The sequence below is a fragment of the Pseudomonas sp. RSB 5.4 genome (assembly GCF_037126175.1).
Lineage (GTDB): Bacteria > Pseudomonadota > Gammaproteobacteria > Pseudomonadales > Pseudomonadaceae > Aquipseudomonas > Aquipseudomonas fluorescens_H.
On record NZ_CP146986.1, the window covers coordinates 2,145,830 to 2,163,192 of the forward strand.

Below are 17,363 nucleotides of genomic sequence, written 5' to 3' on the forward strand. Positions count from 1 at the left end.
TTTATAGGTGCAGCATGAGGCGTGTTGCGGTGTTTCAGTACTTCATGACCACGAGTCGGGTCTGGGTGAATTCGAGCATGCCGTGCTTGCCGTCATCACCGCCCAGGCCCGAGCGTTTCCAGCCGGCGTGGTAGCCCTGATACGGGTCGGCCGGGGTGCGATTGACGTACAACTCGCCGGCCTCGATGGCGTTGGCGACTTTCTGCGCGGTGCGGTAGTTCTCGGTGTAGAGCACCGACGACAGGCCGAACTGATGGTCGTTGGCCATGGCCAATGCTTCGTCGATGTCGCGGTACTTGAGCACCGGCAGCACCGGGCCGAAGATTTCTTCCTGGACGATTTCCATGTCCTGGCGGCAGTGGCTGAGCAGGGTCGGCGGATAGAAATGCCCCGGGCCTTGCGGCAACACACCACCGCTTTCGAGCACCGCGCCGTCGGCCATGGCACGCTCGACCATGGCGTGAATGTTCCGCTGCGAACTGGCGTTGACCAGTGGTCCCATCAGGCCCGCATCGGTGGCGCGGTCACCGAATTTCACCTCGGCGATTTTGGCCTTGAGCAGCGCGAGGAATCGGTCGTGGACGCTTTCCTGCACATAGACCCTTTCCACCGCCGTGCACAACTGCCCGCAGTGGGTGGTCTTGGAGGCGATGATCGCGCTGGCGGCGGCTTCGAGGTCGGCATCGGCTTCGATGATGGCCGGCGTCTTGCCACCCAATTCCAGCGACGGCTTGGCGATGTTGGCCTTGCAGTAATCGAGCACGATGCGCCCGGCGTTGACGCTGCCTGTCAGCGTAATCAAGCCAACAGCCTTATGCGTGCACACCGTGGCAGCGGTGGCGTGATCCATGGTCAGAATATTGATCACCCCGGCCGGCATGCCCGACTGCTGCACCGCTTTGGCGATTTCGAATGCCGAGGTCGGGGTGTTGTTGCTCGGGCGCACCACCACGGTGTTGCCGGCAATCAGCGCCGGGGCAATTTTGCGCAGCAAGGTATAGACCGGGTAGTTGAACGGAATCAGGCACGCGACGACGCCGATCGGCTCGCGATGCAGAAACAGGTTTTCGTCGGGGCTGTCGCTGGGGATGATCTCGCCTTCGATGCGCCGCGCCCACTCGGCGTGGTAACGGGTGATCTGCGCGGCATAGCGTGCTTCGTTGCTCGCGTCGCTGAGACTCTTGCCAGACTCGGCGGCGAGCGCGGCGCCGATGGACTCGGCACGCTCTTCCAGTGCGGCGGCGAATGCGCGCAAGTGCTCGGCGCGCTCAATGCTGGTCAGTTTGCCCCAGACCTTTTGTGCGACCGCTGCGGCATCCACGGCGGCGGTGGCTTCTTCGGCGGTGGCAGCCGAGACATGGCCGAGCAGCGCTTCAGTGGCGGGGTTGTACACCGCGATCATTGCCGCGCTGGCCGGCTCGATGAAGTGGCCGTTTACAAAGTTTCGCTCGATTCGCATGTGCATCGCCCATCGTTTGTTTTTATCAATGCCACCAGTCTTGTCATCGGTGGCGGGTTGAACAAACGATTTAAAGGGCGGGGAAACATTCGAAAAATGCAGGTTACCTTCGCACAAGCACACATCCCTGCAGGCGTGAGCCTGCTCGCGATGGCGGTCTGACTGTGACGTACAGGTGACTGACACACCGCTTTCGCGAGCAAGCCCGCTCCCACAGGGGATTGGGGGTGTGTCAGGTGGCTGCAGTCGAAGGCTCCAGTTGGCGCTGCGCCAGCCAGATTTCCTCCTGCAGCCATTGCGCAAACACCTGCAACTGCGGCATCTCGGTCTGCTCCGGGCGGGTCACCAGCCAGTACGACTGGTGCCCCTCCACATGCACATTCAGCACTTGCGTCAATTGCCCGGATGCGAGTTCCGCCGCAACCATGTGCCAGTCGGCAATGGTGATCCCCAGACCATCGGTCGCTGCCTGAATCGCCAGGTCCAGCAAATCGAATTCGTAACCGCCCTGGGTATCGACGCCACTGATGTGCGCCGCGTCCAGCCAGTGCTTCCAGGTCAGGTAACGCTGATCCTCCTTGGCCAGCACATGCAGCAGGGTCAGGCGATTGAGGTCGATGCCCTGTTCGCTTCCCTCCCGTGCATACAGCGATGACGCGCACACCGCGATATGCCGCTCCTGGATCAACAGCGAACTGTCGAGACCGTCCCACTCGCCGTCGCCAAAGCGGATCGCGCAATCGAGGGTACTGGTTTCCGCCAGGCTGTCCTGCAAGCGCGTGGTGATGCTCAGTTCCAGCTCCGGGTGCTGCTCGCGCAAACGCCCGAGGCGCGGCATCAGCCAGCGACTGGTGAAGGTCGGCGGTGCGTTGATGTGCAGACGGTTGGAGTGGGTTTTCTGCTGGATGCTGCGCACCGTCAGCTCGATCTTGTCGAACGACTGATGAAGTGCCCGCAGCAGGATCTTGCCGGCGGCGGTCAACTCCAGATGGTGATGACGGCGCTCCAGCAGACTTTCGCCGAGCTGCTCTTCCAGTTGCCGCACCTGACGGCTGACCGCACTCTGGGTGACATTGAGCAGCTCGGCGGCGCGGGTGAAGCTGCCGGTGCTGCCGGCCACTTCGAACGCCTTGAGCGCGTTCAGGCCGGGCATTTTGCGTTTCATATCAAGGCACTCGAAAACCACTGACAAGTTGCAGAGCATCCCATGAGCGTACCGGACTGTCCTACAGGATTTTTTTGAGTAACATGCATTCGATGCAGGTTTGCGCATCGTTTTTATCGTTTGTCCCACGTCCGGCGGATGGCAAGACTGCGCGACATCTCTAATAAAAACAATCGAGAGCCGCTCCATGCCCTTCTCTGCTTCCTTGCGTTTGCGCACCACCTCAATCGTCCTGTTCTGCAGCGTTGCCGCTCCGGCGATGGCCGTGCAAGTTACCGATAACCTCGACCTGGGTGGCGCCATTCGTGCGCGCTGGGACCTGGACCCGGATCGCGACATTCAGAAGTTCGGTCTCGATACGGTTTTTCTCAGCGCCAAGTACAACTCCGATTCCTGGATCGGCGAGGCGCAATACCGCTTCTATGGTCGCTCCTACCCCTACCAGTACACGAAAAATTACGGCGACATTCAGTTCGCCAAATTCGCCTGGGTCGGCTACAAATTCAACCCGGACCAGCAGGTGCAGGTCGGCCTGAACACCGTGCCGTTCGGCTTGCAGCCGTACTTTGGCAGCACCTTCTACGAGACCCTGGGCAACGTCATCGGCCTCGAAGACGTGCAACAGGTCGGCGCCAAATACGTTCAGCAAAGCGGCGACTGGAACATTCAGGCCGGTTACTACCTGCGCCCGGCGTGGCAAGGCAAAGGCACCAGCAAGGGCGTCACCTACTCCAGCGTCGTGTCCGAAGCCGACAGCTACGTGGCTGACGGCAGCGCCAACCAGGAACGCAACACCGTGGTGCTGCGCGTGGCGAAAGCCCTGGATCTGGGCCCGTGGAAGTCAGAAGTGGGGATCTCCGGCCTGACCTCGACCCTGGAAAACAAGGACACCGATAACGACGGTCGGCGCAACGCCGTGGCCGTGCACTACCTGGGCAAGAACGGCCCGTGGGGCGTGCAGTTGCAGGCGGCACGTCAGCAGATGTCGCCGCGCAATGCCGGCACCGATGAGCTGGTGACCCTCGGCGGTTACGACGGCACTTACAACGTCGCCAGCCGTGGCAATCTGTATGTGGCGGATCTGAGTTACGACGTGGCCGGCAAATACCTGTTCGATCAGGTCAGCGGGGTCAAGCTTTACGCCAACTACAGCGCCTTCGACAAATCCGCCAGCGGCTTCAAGACCTCCCAGCGAATGATCCTCGGCAGCTCGTTTTCAGTGAGCAAATTGTGGGTGGCGACCGAGTGGCTGTTTGGCAAGAACGACCCGTACATCGGTGGCAGCAGCTACACCCAGAGCCTGGGCGCGGGTGGGCTGGATCAGTGGGAGAATCAGGTGTATGTGAACGTCGGGTATTACTTCTGATCCGGATTTTACTGCGCCTGAAAGTCAGCCTTCGCGAGCAAGCCCGCTCCCACAATGGATTTATGTCAGGCACAAAACCTGTGGGAGCGGGCTTGCTCGCGAAGGCGTCCTGCCAAACAACACTTGCATCCGTTCCTCACCAATAGTCAGATAACCCCTACCAACAAAACCTACAAAAATAAAACCGAGCCACACGCTCGACCTGGGGTCCTACCTCCATGCGTCAACTGCCCTCGCTCAACACCCTGCGCGTGTTCGAAGAAGTCGCGCGGCATCGCAGTTTCAGTCAGGCCGCACTCGGCCTGAACGTCACCCAGGGCGCAGTCAGTCGCCAGATCAAACAACTCGAAGACTACCTCGGTGTCGCGCTGTTCGTGCGCACGCCGCAAGGCCTGTCGCTGACCGAGGCCGGCAGCAATCTAAAGCCGCATCTGGCCGAAGCCTTCGACCACATGGAGCGCGCCCTGCAAGCCATTCGCGTGCCCAACCTGCGTCAGCGCCTGCGTGTGCTGGCGCCACCAACCTGGGCCACGCGCTGGCTGTCGCCGCACCTGCGCGCCTTCTGCCAGCGCTACCCGGACATCAGCCTCAGCGTGACCAATCAGGCCAGCCACGACAGCCTCGCCGAGATCGATTGCCACATCCGTTTCGGCCTCGCGGCGTCCCCCCAGTGCGCCAGCCAGTTACTGGTGATGGAACGGCACATCGCCGTCGCCAGCCCGGAGTTGTTCAACGGCGCTCAGCCACCGGATCTGCGGCAATTTCCGCTGCTGCACATCCTGCACGACGGCAAGCGTTTGCAGGTCTGGGAGAACTGGCTGGCGGCCATGGGCCGCGATGATGTCGATGCCGGACAAGGCCTGGAATTCAGCACCCTGGATCAGGTGATCCACACCGCACTGGCCGGCGGTGGTCTGGCCGTGATCGACCGGCAGATGATCGAAAAGGAACTGGCCAACGGCAGCCTGCTGCCGATCACCCCGATTGAAGTGATCGGCCCTTATGGTTATTGGCTGGATGTGGCGAATGACAAGCAGGGTTTGTCGAAGGTGAAGCTGTTTACCGAGTGGTTGAGTCTGGTGAGCAATCCCTGACATGTAGGAGCTGCCGCAGGCTGCGATCTTTTGATCTTCAAAAGCAAAATCAAAAGATCGCAGCCTCCGGCAGCTCCTACAGGGTTCGATGGCACGCCGTCAGATCGGGGCGACTTTACTCCCCGCAATCGAACTCCCCTCCACCGGACTCTGCGCCTTGCACGCCTGACTCAAGGTCAGCGACTTGGTCTCCGGCGCCCACGCCCACGACAGCCATGCGCCAATCGCCAGGATCGCCGCAAGAATGCCCATGGTCGGACTGAGGCCGATCCCCGCCACACTCACCGGCAACAGAAAGGTGCTGATCGCCGAGCCCAGACGACTGACCGCCGTCGCCAGACCAATGCCGCTGGCGCGGACTTCGGTGGGGAAACTCTCGGCCGGGAACACCCCGACCAGATTGCTCACTGCCGACAGCACCAGGGTAAACACGCCGAACACCAGCACCATCAGCCACGCCGCACTGCCCGGCAACACCGCCAGCAGAAACAGCGCCACCGCGAGGATGATGAACGAGTTGATCAGGAAGCCGCGACGGCTGAACTTGATCGTGCACCAGATGCCGATCAACGCGCCGAGGATCAGCAGCATGTTCAACATCAGTTCGGTGCCAAAGCCTTCGGCCAGCCCCATCTTCTGCAGGATCGACGGCAAAAAGGTGTAAATCGCAAAGTACGGCATCACGATGCACACGAAGAACAGGCAGTTGAACGCCGTGCGCTTGCGGTACTCGCGACTGAACAGCACCGCATAGCCGGAACGGGTTTCCGTGGTGCGGGTTTCATCCAGTTCGACATTGTCACCCAGATGCTTTTTGACGATCGCCCGCGCCTCGGCGATGCGCCCCTGATTGACCAGCCAGCGCGGCGATTCCGGGGTGCCGATGCGGGCGATCAGAATCAGCGCCGCCGGGATCGCCGACGAAGCAAGCATCCAGCGCCAGGCATCGTCGCCAAGGCTGAGCATGGCCGTCCCCACAAACGTAGCGGCGACGTAACCGAAGGTCCAGATCACGCTGAACGAACCGAGCAGCACACCGCGATGTTTCTTCGGCGAGAACTCCGCCAGCATCGCGTGACCGACGCTGAAATCGCCGCCCAGGCCAATGCCGATCAACACCCGGCAAAGGAACAGGCTCATCGCGCTTTCGACGTAGAACTGCATCACCGAGGCGATGGTGATCAGCACGAAGCTGACGAGGAAGATTTTCTGCCGGCCGACCTTGTCCGAGATCCAGCCGAAAAACAGACTGCCGAGAAACAGCCCGATCAACGCCGATGCGCCGATCAATCCCTGCCAGAACGCATCCAGGTGCATCTGCGGGCTGAGCAAGGTGAAGGCGATACCGATCAGGCCGAGGATGTAGCCGTCGGTGAAGTGCGCGCCGAAGGTCAGTCCGGCGATCTTGAGGTGAAACCGGCCGATGGGCAGGTCGTCGATTTTTACCGGTTGAGCGGACATGTTCGTCTCCAATTGTTGTTATTGACGGAGAAACCGATTGCTCTTGCTTCTTCTGTAGGAGTGAGCCTGCTCGCGAATGCGGTGTGTCAGTCACCATTTGCTCCAACTGATACAACGCTTTCGCGAGCAAGCCCGCTCCCACATGGAGATCTCGGTGGGGGTCAGAGACCACCCATCAACAGGTATTTGATCTCCAGATAGTCATCCAGACCGTACTTCGAACCCTCGCGCCCAAGGCCCGATTCCTTGATGCCACCGAACGGCGCCACTTCCGTGGAAATGATCCCTTCGTTGATCCCGACCATGCCGGCTTCCAGCCCTTCGGCCATACGCCAGACCCGACCGATATCCCGGCTGTAGAAGTACGCCGACAAACCGAACGGCGTGTCGTTGGCCCGCGCCAGCACTTCGGCTTCATCCTTGAAGCGGAAACACGCAGCCACCGGGCCGAAGGTTTCGTCCTGGGCGATCAGCATGTCGCCGTTGACTTCGGTGAGGATGGTCGGCTCATAAAAGGTGCCGCCAAGTGCGTGACGACGACCGCCACACAGCAGCGTGGCGCCCTTCTCAAGGGCATCGCTGACATGGCTTTCGACCTTGGCCAATGCGGCGGTGTTGATCAGCGGGCCTTGCTCGGTTTCACCGTCCAGCGCACTGCCGACGCGCATCGCCGCAACCGCTTCGGCAAGCTTGCCGGTGAAGGCTTCGTAGACGCTGTCCTGAATGAAGAAGCGATTCACGCACACGCAGGTCTGCCCGGTGTTGCGGAATTTTGAGGCCATCGCGCCTTTGACTGCCGCGTCCAGATCGGCATCGTCGAAGACGATGAACGGCGCGTTGCCACCCAGTTCCAGCGAGACTTTTTTCAGGGTGTCGGCAGCCTGGCGCATCAGCAGTTTGCCGGTGCGGGTCGAGCCGGTGAACGACAGTTTGCGCACGATGCTCGACGCTTGCAGCGCACCGCCAATCGCCACCGCATCGCCGGAAACGATGTTGAACACACCTGCCGGAATACCCGCCTGTTCCGCCAACACCGCCAGGGCGAACGCCGACAATGGCGTCTCCTCGGACGGTTTGAGAATCATCGTGCAACCGGCCGCCAACGCCGGGCCGACCTTGCGGGTGACCATCGCCAACGGGAAGTTCCACGGGGTGATCGCCGCGACCACGCCAATCGCTTCCTTGACCACGATGATCCGCGCATCGGCCTTGTGGCTGGGGATCACGTCGCCATAGGCACGCTTGGCTTCCTCGCCGAACCACTCGAGGAAACTCGCGGCATAGACCACTTCACCCATGGCCTCGGCCAGCGGTTTGCCCTGTTCGCGACTGAGCAGAGTCGCAAGTTCCTTCTGGTTGGCGAGCATCAGATCGCTCCAGCGTTTCAGGCACTGGCTGCGTTCCTTGGCGGTGAGCTTGCGCCACGCCGGCAGCGCACGATTGGCCGCATCGATGGCCAGGTGGGTTGCTTCGGCGCCATCCTTTTGCACCTCGGCAATCAGTTCGCCATTGGCCGGGTTGCGCACCGCATAGGTCGCGCCGCCCTGCCCCCACTGGCCGTCGATGAAGTGGCCGTGACGGATCAGATCGCTCATGCCACCGCTCCCTGCAAAGTGAAGCGCTCCAGCCCCGGACGCGCGGTGCGCAGGATGCGTTTGCCGGCGGTGTAATCGTTGATCACGTCGCACGGGGTGTAATTGCGCTCCAGTTCATGCAACTCATCAGCGTCGAGTCTGGTTTCCAGCGCTGCCAGGGCACTGTCGAACTGCGCCGTGGTGTCCGCGCCGACCAGCATGCAATCGACGCCCGGATGGTTGGCCACCCACGCCTGGGCGATCTGCGCGTTCGACACGCCACGGGCGCGGGCCACGCGTTGTACCGAATGCGCGATTTCGAAAGAGGCTTCGTCGCTGTACATCTGCTGGGTGAAGAAGTCGGTCTGGTTGCGGGTCGACTGCACGTCGCCGGTCAGCAGGCCGCGCGCCAGCGGACTGAACACCGAGACGCCGATGCCCTGATCGCGGCAGAACGGAATCATCTCGCGCTCTTCTTCGCGATAGGCGCAGTTCAACTGCAGCTGCATGTTGATCGGCTTGACCCAGCCATTGCGCTCGCAGGCCATGAGGATCTTCGCCAGTTGCCCGGTGAGCATGGTCGACACGCCGATGTAGCGGGCCTTGCCGGAACGCACGATATCGTTCAATGCCGACATGGTTTCCTCGACCGGGGTGTTCACGTCGAAGTAATGCAGCATGAACACGTCGACGTAATCCATGTCCAGACGCTTCAGCGATGCGTCGATGCTGTCCATGATGTGTTTGCGCGAATGGCCGCTGGCATTGATCCCACTGCGGGTGCCATAGCCGACCTTGGTGGTGATCACCAGGTCTTCGCGACGGGCCAGACGCTTGACGATGCGCCCCACCACTTCCTCGCCGACACCGGCAGAATAGAAGTCCGCCAGATCGATGAAATTCACGCCGTTGTCCAGCGCGTGAGCGACGATCGGCTCGCTCTGTCTTTCGTTGAAGATCCACGGCTTCCAGTCCGGGGTGCCCATGTTCATGGTGCCCAGGCACAGGCGGGAAACTTGCAGGCCGGAGTTGCCCAAACGGATGTATTGCATGGCGCGGACCTCAGACTTTTGGCGTGTAGAAAGGGTTGCTGATGTGGTTGACCACATCGGCCAGTTGCGCGGTTTCCGGCTTGCCGGTCAGGGCGGCGCGGATCGCGGTGCGGCAGGCGTTGTAGTTGTTCAGGTACACCGCATCGAGGTCGTCGCAGGCCGGATTGACCCAGTTGGCGGTAACGATGGCCCACTCGTCTTCAGCTTCCGGCGGCAAGGTGCCGTCGAGCAGTGCTTCGAGTACGGCTTTGGCGATCCCGGCCTGCGAGGCGCCCCAGGTGGCATTACCGTGCAGGTCACTGCTGATTGCGGCCTTGTTCACATACAGGGTCATCGGCTTGACCGGGATGTTCGGCTGGGCGATCACCATGAACGGGCAATGGCCCTGGCTCGGCGACGCCAGGCTGTTGGCGAACGCCTGCCCGGCCGGGCCGTTGCGCGGTCCGATCAGGATATTGATATGTGCGGCGTTCACGCCCGGGCCTTCGAAACCTTCACCGATGTACAGGTCGAGTTCTTTCATCAGTCATTACTCTTGTGCGATACGAGGGATGTTCGATAGCTCACACGGGCCGAATGGCCGGTGCGCTCAATAACGGGCGTGGGGAGGTGCGGCGGGGAAAATGGGACATGGCTGCAAACGCTCTCTGGTTGTTATTGATGAGCTGTGTTTGCGATTTTTTAACACCGGGGCTGATGCGGGCTGTAACCATTAAAAATCATGGGGCCATGAGTTTTGCTCATAGCCTGGGGGCACAGCATCGCGGCCTGCGGAAAAAAGCAAAAAAAAAGCAGAAACCGGCGATACGGTTTCTGCTTTTTTTTGCGGCTGGCTGCTAAAACTGAAGCGCTGCGTCAGAGGCAGTCACGCACCGATTTGCGCAATGACCCGGACTTGGCCCATGGCGGTCCCTGATACAACGAGACCCGACTGCCGTCCTTGTATTTGATGATGTCGAGAATCTCGTCGGCGGTGACGAGGCTCGGTGCCTTGATCCGGTAGCCATTGGAAATGGAGGTCTGCGTAGTCTTCGGAATGTCCTGCTGCCACAACGGCAACAAGCACGCGGCATAGTCTTTAGGCGCTTTGGTGGTGGTCTTGCTGAGATTTGGCTCACCCGGTACCAGCGACGCTGGCAATGAGCACCCTGCCAGTAATGCCAACGCCAAAATCCCGATCCATATCCGCATGGTGTTTCCCTGATCTGAAAAAAAGCGAATGTAACGTGTAACCGGGTGTACATCCACAGCGGACCACGCCCATACGGGAAATTGGACAAATATTTACATACGTTCCGCCGGGTGACAGACGAGCTGTAAAACATCGCCCGCAAATGCGACTACTCTGTTCTACCGAGAATGTTCCGGAGGTGATCATGCGGCTCAATGAATACGAACACGAACTTCAGCGCGACCTGCAAGCCGTTGCATCGGATCTGAGATGGTCGGCGGTCGACCTCAAACGCATTGCCGAACAGCTGCGCAAGAATGGCAATGAAGCGGATGCCCAGGCGGTCCTGAGGTCTTGCGACGTGCTGCAGAGTGATGAAGAACGATTGCAGTCATATGCCAAGGAAGTGAAGACCCGCTCCATCAGCCGAACCAAAGTTCACTGATACCGACCTTGCCCTCAACAAGAGCCCCGGCAAGTACCGGGGCTCTTTCGTTACATTTGCATCAACTCGCGGTGTGACTTCGCGCCCGCGCCAAGCGTTGTCTGTAACCCGGCAACGCAGCGGCATAGGCCATTGCCTCTTCTCTGCAACCAATCGATGCAAGCCGCACGCTCTGGCTGCAAACCGCCACGGACCGTTACTTCGCAGCCAGCGATGTGCCAAATCGCTGGCACTTTCAGCCACACCAAACGCTCAAAAAGCCCGAGGGAACCTATAAACCGGGGCCCGGCTCGAATATTGCAGTTTTGTTTCATTAATGTGACAGGCAGTGAACAGGTAACAGATGAAAGTACGCGCAACCGTCATTTGCGAGCAGGAACGACACGTTCTCCTGGTGCGCAAACCCCACTGCCGCTGGACATTGCCCGGCGGCAAGGTCGAGCCTGGGGAAACCAAGGCCGCAGCGGCGATGCGCGAGTTGCAGGAAGAAACGGCGCTAAAGGCCGAACAAATGTTGTATCTGATGGAACTGCGCAGTGGCAGCACCCAGCATCATGTCTACGAGGCCTCAGTGCCCGACCTTGAGCAGTTGCGCCCGCAAAACGAGATCACCGAGTGCATCTGGCATCCGCTGGACGCGGTGCAGAATCTGCCCACCAGCGACGCGACGTTGCGCATCGTGCAGGCGTTTCAGCGCCGCTTGTAAGGTTTCAACCGGCGAATGCCCGGCGCCCGGCGCTCATTTCCGTGCGCAATTCACCAATGAAGTTGGAAATATCGCGAATCGTCACCAGATGTTCCGGCGACACGCCATTGAGCAACAACTCGACTCGCCCGGAGTCCGGCTCATATACCTTGATCCGCAACAGCCCCTGCTCCACTTGTGTGCATTCGCATTCAAGCGACGGAAAGCCGGATTCGACAATCCGGCAAATGTCGGCAATGGCTAGCATGAGCGCACGCCTCGCAGGCGATGAGTCGGTCGACCCGGTGAGCATAGATGAGCCGTCGGCAACCTGCCGCCCCGGCAACTGCCAACCCGATCACATTTCTGGCGCAGTCTCAGTGCGCGTCATGGTCCCAGATCCAGTTCCACATCCCCGGCAATTGCACCGCATCCGAACTTTGCTGAACCGTGCGCGCCAACGCCGCTTTCTGCAGCGCCGCGCGATCATCGTAGAACGGTTTGTCCGCCAGTCTCACGCCCGTGGCGGCGGCACTGTCGAGCAGAATCTGCAGGTATTCGCGGGTATGCCGCGCGGTGTAGCGGTTGAGGTCATGAAAGGTAACCACCACCGGAATCACCCCGTCCACGGCAGGGAATTCGCCGAGGGCAATTCGCTCGCGGACTTCCGATAGCTGACGCAGCATGTTCGCCCGACGTCGGGGGCTGGCATTGAAGCCCCAGATCTTGCCGTCGTTGGCGCTCAAATCGGTCAGCAATACATGCAGGCCGTGCTGTTGATAAGCGGCGAAGGTGCGCTTGTCGTAATTCCAGAATGGCGGGCGCAGCAAGATCGGCGCATCCCCGGTAATCGCAGCGATATCCGCCGTGCCGTTGCTCAACGACTGCTCCAGCTCTTGCGGATCGAGCGAGCGATGGTTGGTGTGCCAATGGGTGGCGGTGTGGAATCCGAGGATGTGCCCTTCGGCGTGCTCGCGCCGCATGATCCCGCGACCAATCTCACTGTTGCCGGCGCGGGGGGCGCGGGTCTGGACGAAAAACACCGCTTTGATGTCCGGTTGCACCGGGTTGACCTTCAGGCTATCGAGGACTGTCGCCGACGGGTTCCAGAAACTCGAAGCGCTAGGGCCATCGTCGAAGGTCAGCAGAAAGCGCACCGGTGCCTGGGCCTTGAGCCGGGTTTCGGTTTGTGCGGTCATCTCGATGGGCGCGGCAATGCAGCCGGCCAACCCAAACGCGATGGCCGCTGCACAGATAAGTTTGAACGCGTATTTCATGTTTTGCCTTGCGCCTGACCCTTGCGGCCCTGTTGTCGACTGGCAAAACTCCCTCGCCCTTATCCATCCCTGCACCCGGCCTCGGCAGCCAGGTCTGGATAGGGTACACAGGCTTTGGTTACGGCGCTCGCTCAGTCGGCCAATGCCCGCTGAAACGAGGTGTCGATGACCCCGGCGGTAGCCAGCGGCGTCGGCAGGGCCTTGACCTTGAACAGGAAGTCCGCGGTGCCCTGCAGGTCTGCCGCCGCCTGTTGATCCACCGGCCCGACGGTCATGTGCGCCTGGCGCAACCAGTGTCGCGAGACTTCCTGATCGAGGTTGGCCTTCTCCGCCCACAAGTCTGCGTATTCGTCGGTATGGCTGTCGACCCAGGCTCGAGCGCGCTTCAAACGTCCGAGAAAATCGGCAATCGCTGCACGCTTGCTGTCGATCGACGGCGCCGACGCGGCAATCGCGCTGAGGCCCGGCATCAGGTTTTTCGCGGTGAGAATCGGCCGCGCACCGGAGAACACGATTTGCTGGGAGATGTACGGTTCCCACACCGGGAAGGCATCAATGCTGCCCTGCGGCAACGCAGCCGCCGCATCGATCGGCATCAGCTTGACGAATTCGACGTAATTTTCCGGCAGACCGCCCTGCTCCAGGGCACGCAAGGTCAACTGCTGACTCCAGGCGCCGGGCCAGTAGGCGACTTTCTTGCCCTTCAGATCGGCGATGGTTTTCACCGGTGAATCTTTCGGCACCAGTAACGCGATGGTGTCCGGGTTTTGTCGCGACACTCCGATCAGTTTTACCGGCGCCTGTTTGGCGGCGAGAAACAGGAAACCCGAATCGCCCAGAAAACCCAGATCCAGCGAGCCGGTCTGCAACGCCTCGGCCAATGGCGCAGCGGCCTGGAAGTGCTTCCAGTCAACGGTATAAGGCGCGTGCTTCAACACGCCCGAGGCTTCCACCGAAGCGCGAATGTTGTAGTAGTTCTGATCACCGACATGCAGTACCACCGGCTCGGCGGCGTAGGCAAGCGGTGCGGCGAACAGGGCGATGATCAGTGTGCTGCGGAGCAAACGGGAGAGCTTCATGGGAGGTCCTGCGACGGGATTTTTCATAGACCATAACGCTCTTGATAAACCAATTTTAAATTCGATTAATGCATAAGCTCAGTGCTCCGAATGCTCACTGTCCGCTGCGCAACAGTGCGATACCACAGTGTTGCCCAAGCAACAGTTGAAAGGCGCCAAAACGGGTGAAAACCCCGTAACCATTGGCCGAAACGCACATGGCACAGAGCCTGCAATATTCCATTCATGCAGGACGCAGCCGATAAAAATATATTTTTGGACATAAAAACAGTGCCTTCGCCGGAGCGCCCCCCATGACATCGTTCTTACCGTTCGCCCGCCTCAAAACGCTACTTGTCGCCAGCGCCATGGCATTGAGCCTGCAATCTCTGGCCCACGCCACCGAAGCCCCTCCCGCCGAGGTGCATCTGGATTACGCCTACTACTCCCCCGTGAGTCTGGTGCTCAAGCATTTCGGCTTTCTCGAAAAGGCCCTGCCACAGAGCAAAGTCAGTTGGGTGCTGAGCCAGGGCAGTAACCGTTCGCTGGAATATCTGAACAGCGGCGGCGTCGATTTCGCCTCCAGCGCCAGCCTTGCCGCTGTTCTGAGCCGGGCCAACGGTAGCCCGATCAAATCGGTGTACGTCTACAGCCGCGCTGAATGGACCGCATTGGTGGTGCGCAAAGATTCGCCGTACCAGAGCGTCGCCGATCTCAAGGGCAAGAAAATCGCCGCCACCAAAGGCACCGATCCGTACCTGTTCACGTTGCGCAGCCTGCAACAGGCCGGGCTGAAGAAAGACGACGTGGAGCTGGTGCACCTGCAACATCCGGACGGCCGCACCGCGCTGGAAAAAGGTGATGTCGACGCCTGGGCCGGGCTCGACCCGCACATGGCCGCCAGTCAAGTGCAGGCCGGTTCGCGTCTGCTGTATCGCAATCCGGCGTTCAACAGCTACGGCGTGGTCAGCGTCACCGAGCAGTACGCCAAGGAGCATCCGCAAACCATTGATACCGTGATCAAAGCCTACGAGCAGGCGCGCGAATGGGCGCTGAAAAATCCCGAAGAGTTCGCCGCCCTGCTCGCCAAAGAGTCCGGTTTGCCGCTGGACGTGGCCAAACTGCAGCTGTCGCGCACTGACCTGAGCAGCCCGCAACTGACCGCCAACGACGTGCAGGCCTCGAAGGCGGCGGCACCGATTCTGGTCTCTGAGGAACTGGTGCGGCGTGGGGTGAATGTCGATCAAGTCATCGATCAGTTGCTCGACAGCGGTGTACAACAAGCCGTCGCCCGCCAGTAATCGACCAGACTCACGGCCCATCCGCGCCAGTTGCGGATGGGCTGTGAGTGGAGCCAACGTATGACCACTCGCAGTAACGAACTGCCGGCGCCTCGCAGCTTGTCGAGGCCCCGCCCTCCTCTCTACCCGACATGGCGCCGGCGCCTGAAGGGCCTGGCCCTGCCGCTGCTGATCGTGGTCGCCCTGGAACTCATCGTGCGCATCGGCTGGTTACCGTCCTATCAGATGCCCGCCCCGAGCGAGATTGCCCTGACCCTCACCGACCTCGCCGAAGGCGCACTGTGGAAACACATCGGCGCGAGCCTGATCCGCGTGTTGCTGGGATTTGCGATTGGCGCCAGCCTCGCGCTGGTGTTTGCCGCCTGGGTCGGCCTGAGCCGTGAGGCCGAGGCGTATCTGGAACCGACGTTCGCCGCCCTGCGTTCAATTCCGAGTCTGGCCTGGGTGCCGCTATTGCTGCTGTGGCTCGGCATCGATGAAACCTCGAAGGTCGTGCTGATCGCCATCGGCGCGTTTTTTCCGGTGTACGTCAACGTGGTCGCGGCGATTCGCAACATCGACCGCAAACTGGTCGAGGTCGGGCACATCTATGGCTTCAGCCGCTGGCAACTGGTGCGGCGGATTCTGCTGCCCGCCGCCCTGCCCGGCCTGTTTACCGGGCTGCGCAGCGGCATGAGTCTGGCGTGGATGTTTCTGGTGGCCGCCGAGCTGATCGCCGCGACCAAGGGCCTGGGTTATCTGCTCAGCGACGGCCGCGAAACCTCGCGACCGGACATCGTGCTGGCGGCGATTATCGTGCTCGCCTTGCTCGGCAAACTCAGCGACGGCCTGCTCGCAGTGCTGGAACGCCGCGGGCTGGCCTGGCGCGATACGTTCACCGGTCAGGAGGCGCAGGATTGATTGGCCGCAGCCAACTAAGCTGAAAGCGTCCAACCGGAGATTCAGCGCATGTGCGGAAGACTCTCGCAGTACCGCGGCATTCACGACTTTGTCGCGGTGCTGAGCATTCCCGATGCGCTGATCAATCATGTCGGCGATGCGCCGCTGGCGCGATACAACGCCGCGCCGACCACCGCCCTCGCTGTGCTTCATCAGCATCAACACCAGATGTATGCGGACCCTTTGCGCTGGGGTTGGCGCCCGCACTGGGCGAAGGATCGCGCCGCGCCGATCAATGCGCGGGTGGAGAAAGTTGCCCACGGCCCGTTCTTCCGCGCGATCTGGCGCCATCGACTGATTGTGCCGATCGACAACTGGTTCGAATGGGTCGATACCGAAGAAAAACTCCGCCAGCCCTGGCTGATTCGACGAGCGGATAATGGGCCGATTTTCTGCGCGGCCATCGGTCAACTGCCAACACCCGATGCACCAGCGCGGGAGGACGATGGTTTTGTGATCATCACCGCCGACAGTGCCGGTGGCCTGCTCGATATTCACGATCGGCGTCCGATCGTGCTCTGCGCCGAGCTCGCCCAGGAATGGCTGGACCCGGCCACGCCCGTCGAGCGCGCCGAACAGATGTTGCTGTTCGAAGGTGAAAACAGCGAAACGTTTCAGTGGCACAAAGTCAGCAAAGCGGTGGGCAACACACGCAATCAGGGGGCCGAACTGATTGAAGCGCTGCCCTAAATAATGGTCGCCATGGCACGTGTATTCAATGTGGCAACGGTCGAAACCTTCGGCAGTGCCTACACATGACCTGCGTCACCATGCAAGTGAAACTTTTTCTTTACACTTAATGTTTCAATATCGATACATCAATTGAAGCAGTCGTTTGATTAAAACCAACCGCTTGTCTGACTCTTCAATCAGCTTAGATACATTTTGTAGCACTACGGATAGCATGCGCGCCGCATTTCCGTTTGGCATACCAGTTGACCAAAGAGTCAACAAAAAACCAGGAATCCCCTACAACTTTTACAAGCCTTGCAGAGAACTAAGTTGCGCGACGATTTTGCAATCAAACAGGCCAACGGCCTGGAGTGTATCTATCTGTCCATGACAGAACGCTTTCAACTCGACTGTTTTATCGGCCACTACATCAAAACCCGAAACCTGCGCTCAGTTCCCGACATTGAACGTATCTTGCGCACCACCCTCAAGAATTATCCCGGCCATCCGCCGGTGATGGTCAACGAGCTCAATGCCTGGATCGACAAAACCCTGGGATATCGGGCTGCACACCCCGATTTCACGCAATTGGAAGATCTTTGAACCCAAGAAAAAACCCCGCACTGGCGGGGCTTTTTCGTATC

19 protein-coding genes and 1 pseudogene are annotated in these 17,363 nt (G+C 60.3%); 9 read left to right on the forward strand and 11 right to left on the reverse strand.

Going from position 1 to position 17,363, the window contains the following annotated elements:
• Positions 1–34 precede the first annotated feature (34 nt).
• Together aldA and V9L13_RS09415 are read right to left on the reverse strand one after the other, a co-directional pair.
• A complete protein-coding gene (gene aldA, locus V9L13_RS09410) occupies positions 35–1,459 on the reverse strand; it encodes an aldehyde dehydrogenase (protein WP_338802313.1) in 1,425 nt (474 codons plus the stop codon).
• A gap of 232 nt (positions 1,460–1,691) precedes the next feature.
• Entirely contained in the window at positions 1,692–2,624 is a 933-nt protein-coding gene (locus V9L13_RS09415) for a LysR substrate-binding domain-containing protein (RefSeq protein ID WP_338802314.1), read from the reverse strand.
• Positions 2,625–2,811: 187 nt separating this feature from the next.
• Here V9L13_RS09415 and V9L13_RS09420 point away from each other — a divergent pair, with 187 nt between their 5' ends.
• A complete protein-coding gene (locus V9L13_RS09420; RefSeq protein WP_338802315.1) occupies positions 2,812–3,990 on the forward strand; it encodes a hypothetical protein in 1,179 nt (392 codons plus the stop codon).
• Positions 3,991–4,208: 218 nt separating this feature from the next.
• Entirely contained in the window at positions 4,209–5,084 is an 876-nt protein-coding gene (locus V9L13_RS09425; protein ID WP_045122513.1) for a LysR substrate-binding domain-containing protein, read from the forward strand.
• A 99-nt stretch (positions 5,085–5,183) separates the two neighbouring features.
• Here V9L13_RS09425 and V9L13_RS09430 read toward each other — a convergent pair whose 3' ends face one another.
• The 4 genes from V9L13_RS09430 to fae form a co-directional block, all read right to left on the reverse strand.
• Complete coding sequence (locus tag V9L13_RS09430) at positions 5,184–6,545, reverse strand: MFS transporter (RefSeq protein ID WP_338802316.1); 1,362 nt, start codon at positions 6,543–6,545, stop codon at positions 5,184–5,186.
• Between the two features lie 161 nt (positions 6,546–6,706).
• Entirely contained in the window at positions 6,707–8,140 is a 1,434-nt protein-coding gene (locus V9L13_RS09435; protein WP_338802317.1) for an NAD-dependent succinate-semialdehyde dehydrogenase, read from the reverse strand.
• Positions 8,137–9,171 carry an aldo/keto reductase gene (locus tag V9L13_RS09440; protein ID WP_338802318.1) on the reverse strand — a complete coding sequence of 345 codons (1,035 nt, stop codon included), beginning with the start codon at positions 9,169–9,171 and terminating at the stop codon, positions 8,137–8,139. Before V9L13_RS09440 ends, V9L13_RS09435 begins: the two co-directional genes overlap by 4 nt.
• Positions 9,172–9,181: 10 nt before the next feature.
• Positions 9,182–9,694 carry a formaldehyde-activating enzyme gene (gene fae / locus V9L13_RS09445; protein WP_338802319.1) on the reverse strand — a complete coding sequence of 171 codons (513 nt, stop codon included), beginning with the start codon at positions 9,692–9,694 and terminating at the stop codon, positions 9,182–9,184.
• A gap of 107 nt (positions 9,695–9,801) precedes the next feature.
• Between fae and V9L13_RS09450 the strand changes: the two genes are divergently transcribed.
• Positions 9,802–10,011: a hypothetical protein gene (locus V9L13_RS09450; protein WP_262142325.1), complete on the forward strand. Its 210-nt coding sequence runs from the start codon at positions 9,802–9,804 to the stop codon at positions 10,009–10,011.
• A gap of 15 nt (positions 10,012–10,026) precedes the next feature.
• On the opposite strand, the gene V9L13_RS09455 is transcribed toward V9L13_RS09450, so the two are convergent.
• Positions 10,027–10,362, reverse strand: a complete 336-nt coding sequence (locus tag V9L13_RS09455; RefSeq protein ID WP_103484181.1) for a hypothetical protein — start codon at positions 10,360–10,362, stop codon at positions 10,027–10,029.
• Positions 10,363–10,547: 185 nt separating this feature from the next.
• Between V9L13_RS09455 and V9L13_RS09460 the strand changes: the two genes are divergently transcribed.
• Positions 10,548–10,787, forward strand: coding sequence for a hypothetical protein (locus V9L13_RS09460; protein ID WP_338802320.1), 240 nt, complete (start codon positions 10,548–10,550; stop codon positions 10,785–10,787).
• A 61-nt stretch (positions 10,788–10,848) separates the two neighbouring features.
• Here V9L13_RS09460 and V9L13_RS09465 read toward each other — a convergent pair.
• Positions 10,849–11,030: pseudogene (locus V9L13_RS09465) on the reverse strand (DUF2188 domain-containing protein).
• A gap of 100 nt (positions 11,031–11,130) precedes the next feature.
• Between V9L13_RS09465 and V9L13_RS09470 the strand changes: the two are divergent.
• Positions 11,131–11,493 carry an NUDIX hydrolase gene (locus tag V9L13_RS09470; RefSeq protein WP_103484182.1) on the forward strand — a complete coding sequence of 121 codons (363 nt, stop codon included), beginning with the start codon at positions 11,131–11,133 and terminating at the stop codon, positions 11,491–11,493.
• Positions 11,494–11,497: 4 nt separating this feature from the next.
• On the opposite strand, the gene V9L13_RS09475 is transcribed toward V9L13_RS09470, so the two are convergent.
• The 3 genes from V9L13_RS09475 to V9L13_RS09485 form a co-directional block, all read right to left on the reverse strand.
• Entirely contained in the window at positions 11,498–11,740 is a 243-nt protein-coding gene (locus V9L13_RS09475) for a DUF1652 domain-containing protein (protein ID WP_003225919.1), read from the reverse strand.
• Between the two features lie 109 nt (positions 11,741–11,849).
• Positions 11,850–12,749, reverse strand: a complete 900-nt coding sequence (locus tag V9L13_RS09480) for a polysaccharide deacetylase family protein (RefSeq protein WP_338802323.1) — start codon at positions 12,747–12,749, stop codon at positions 11,850–11,852.
• Between the two features lie 131 nt (positions 12,750–12,880).
• A complete protein-coding gene (locus tag V9L13_RS09485; protein WP_338802324.1) occupies positions 12,881–13,828 on the reverse strand; it encodes an ABC transporter substrate-binding protein in 948 nt (315 codons plus the stop codon).
• Positions 13,829–14,121: 293 nt separating this feature from the next.
• On the opposite strand from V9L13_RS09485, the gene V9L13_RS09490 reads away from it, so the two are divergent.
• The 4 genes from V9L13_RS09490 to V9L13_RS09505 all read left to right on the forward strand — a co-directional run bounded on the left by V9L13_RS09490 (position 14,122) and on the right by V9L13_RS09505 (position 17,322).
• Positions 14,122–15,108, forward strand: coding sequence for an aliphatic sulfonate ABC transporter substrate-binding protein (locus V9L13_RS09490; protein ID WP_338802326.1), 987 nt, complete (start codon positions 14,122–14,124; stop codon positions 15,106–15,108).
• 60 nt (positions 15,109–15,168) lie between these two features.
• Positions 15,169–16,008: an ABC transporter permease gene (locus V9L13_RS09495; RefSeq protein WP_338802327.1), complete on the forward strand. Its 840-nt coding sequence runs from the start codon at positions 15,169–15,171 to the stop codon at positions 16,006–16,008.
• A 48-nt stretch (positions 16,009–16,056) separates the two neighbouring features.
• Positions 16,057–16,737, forward strand: a complete 681-nt coding sequence (locus V9L13_RS09500; RefSeq protein WP_338802328.1) for an SOS response-associated peptidase family protein — start codon at positions 16,057–16,059, stop codon at positions 16,735–16,737.
• Positions 16,738–17,049: 312 nt separating this feature from the next.
• Entirely contained in the window at positions 17,050–17,322 is a 273-nt protein-coding gene (locus V9L13_RS09505; RefSeq protein ID WP_103484188.1) for a hypothetical protein, read from the forward strand.
• The last annotated feature ends 41 nt before the right edge of the window (positions 17,323–17,363 follow it).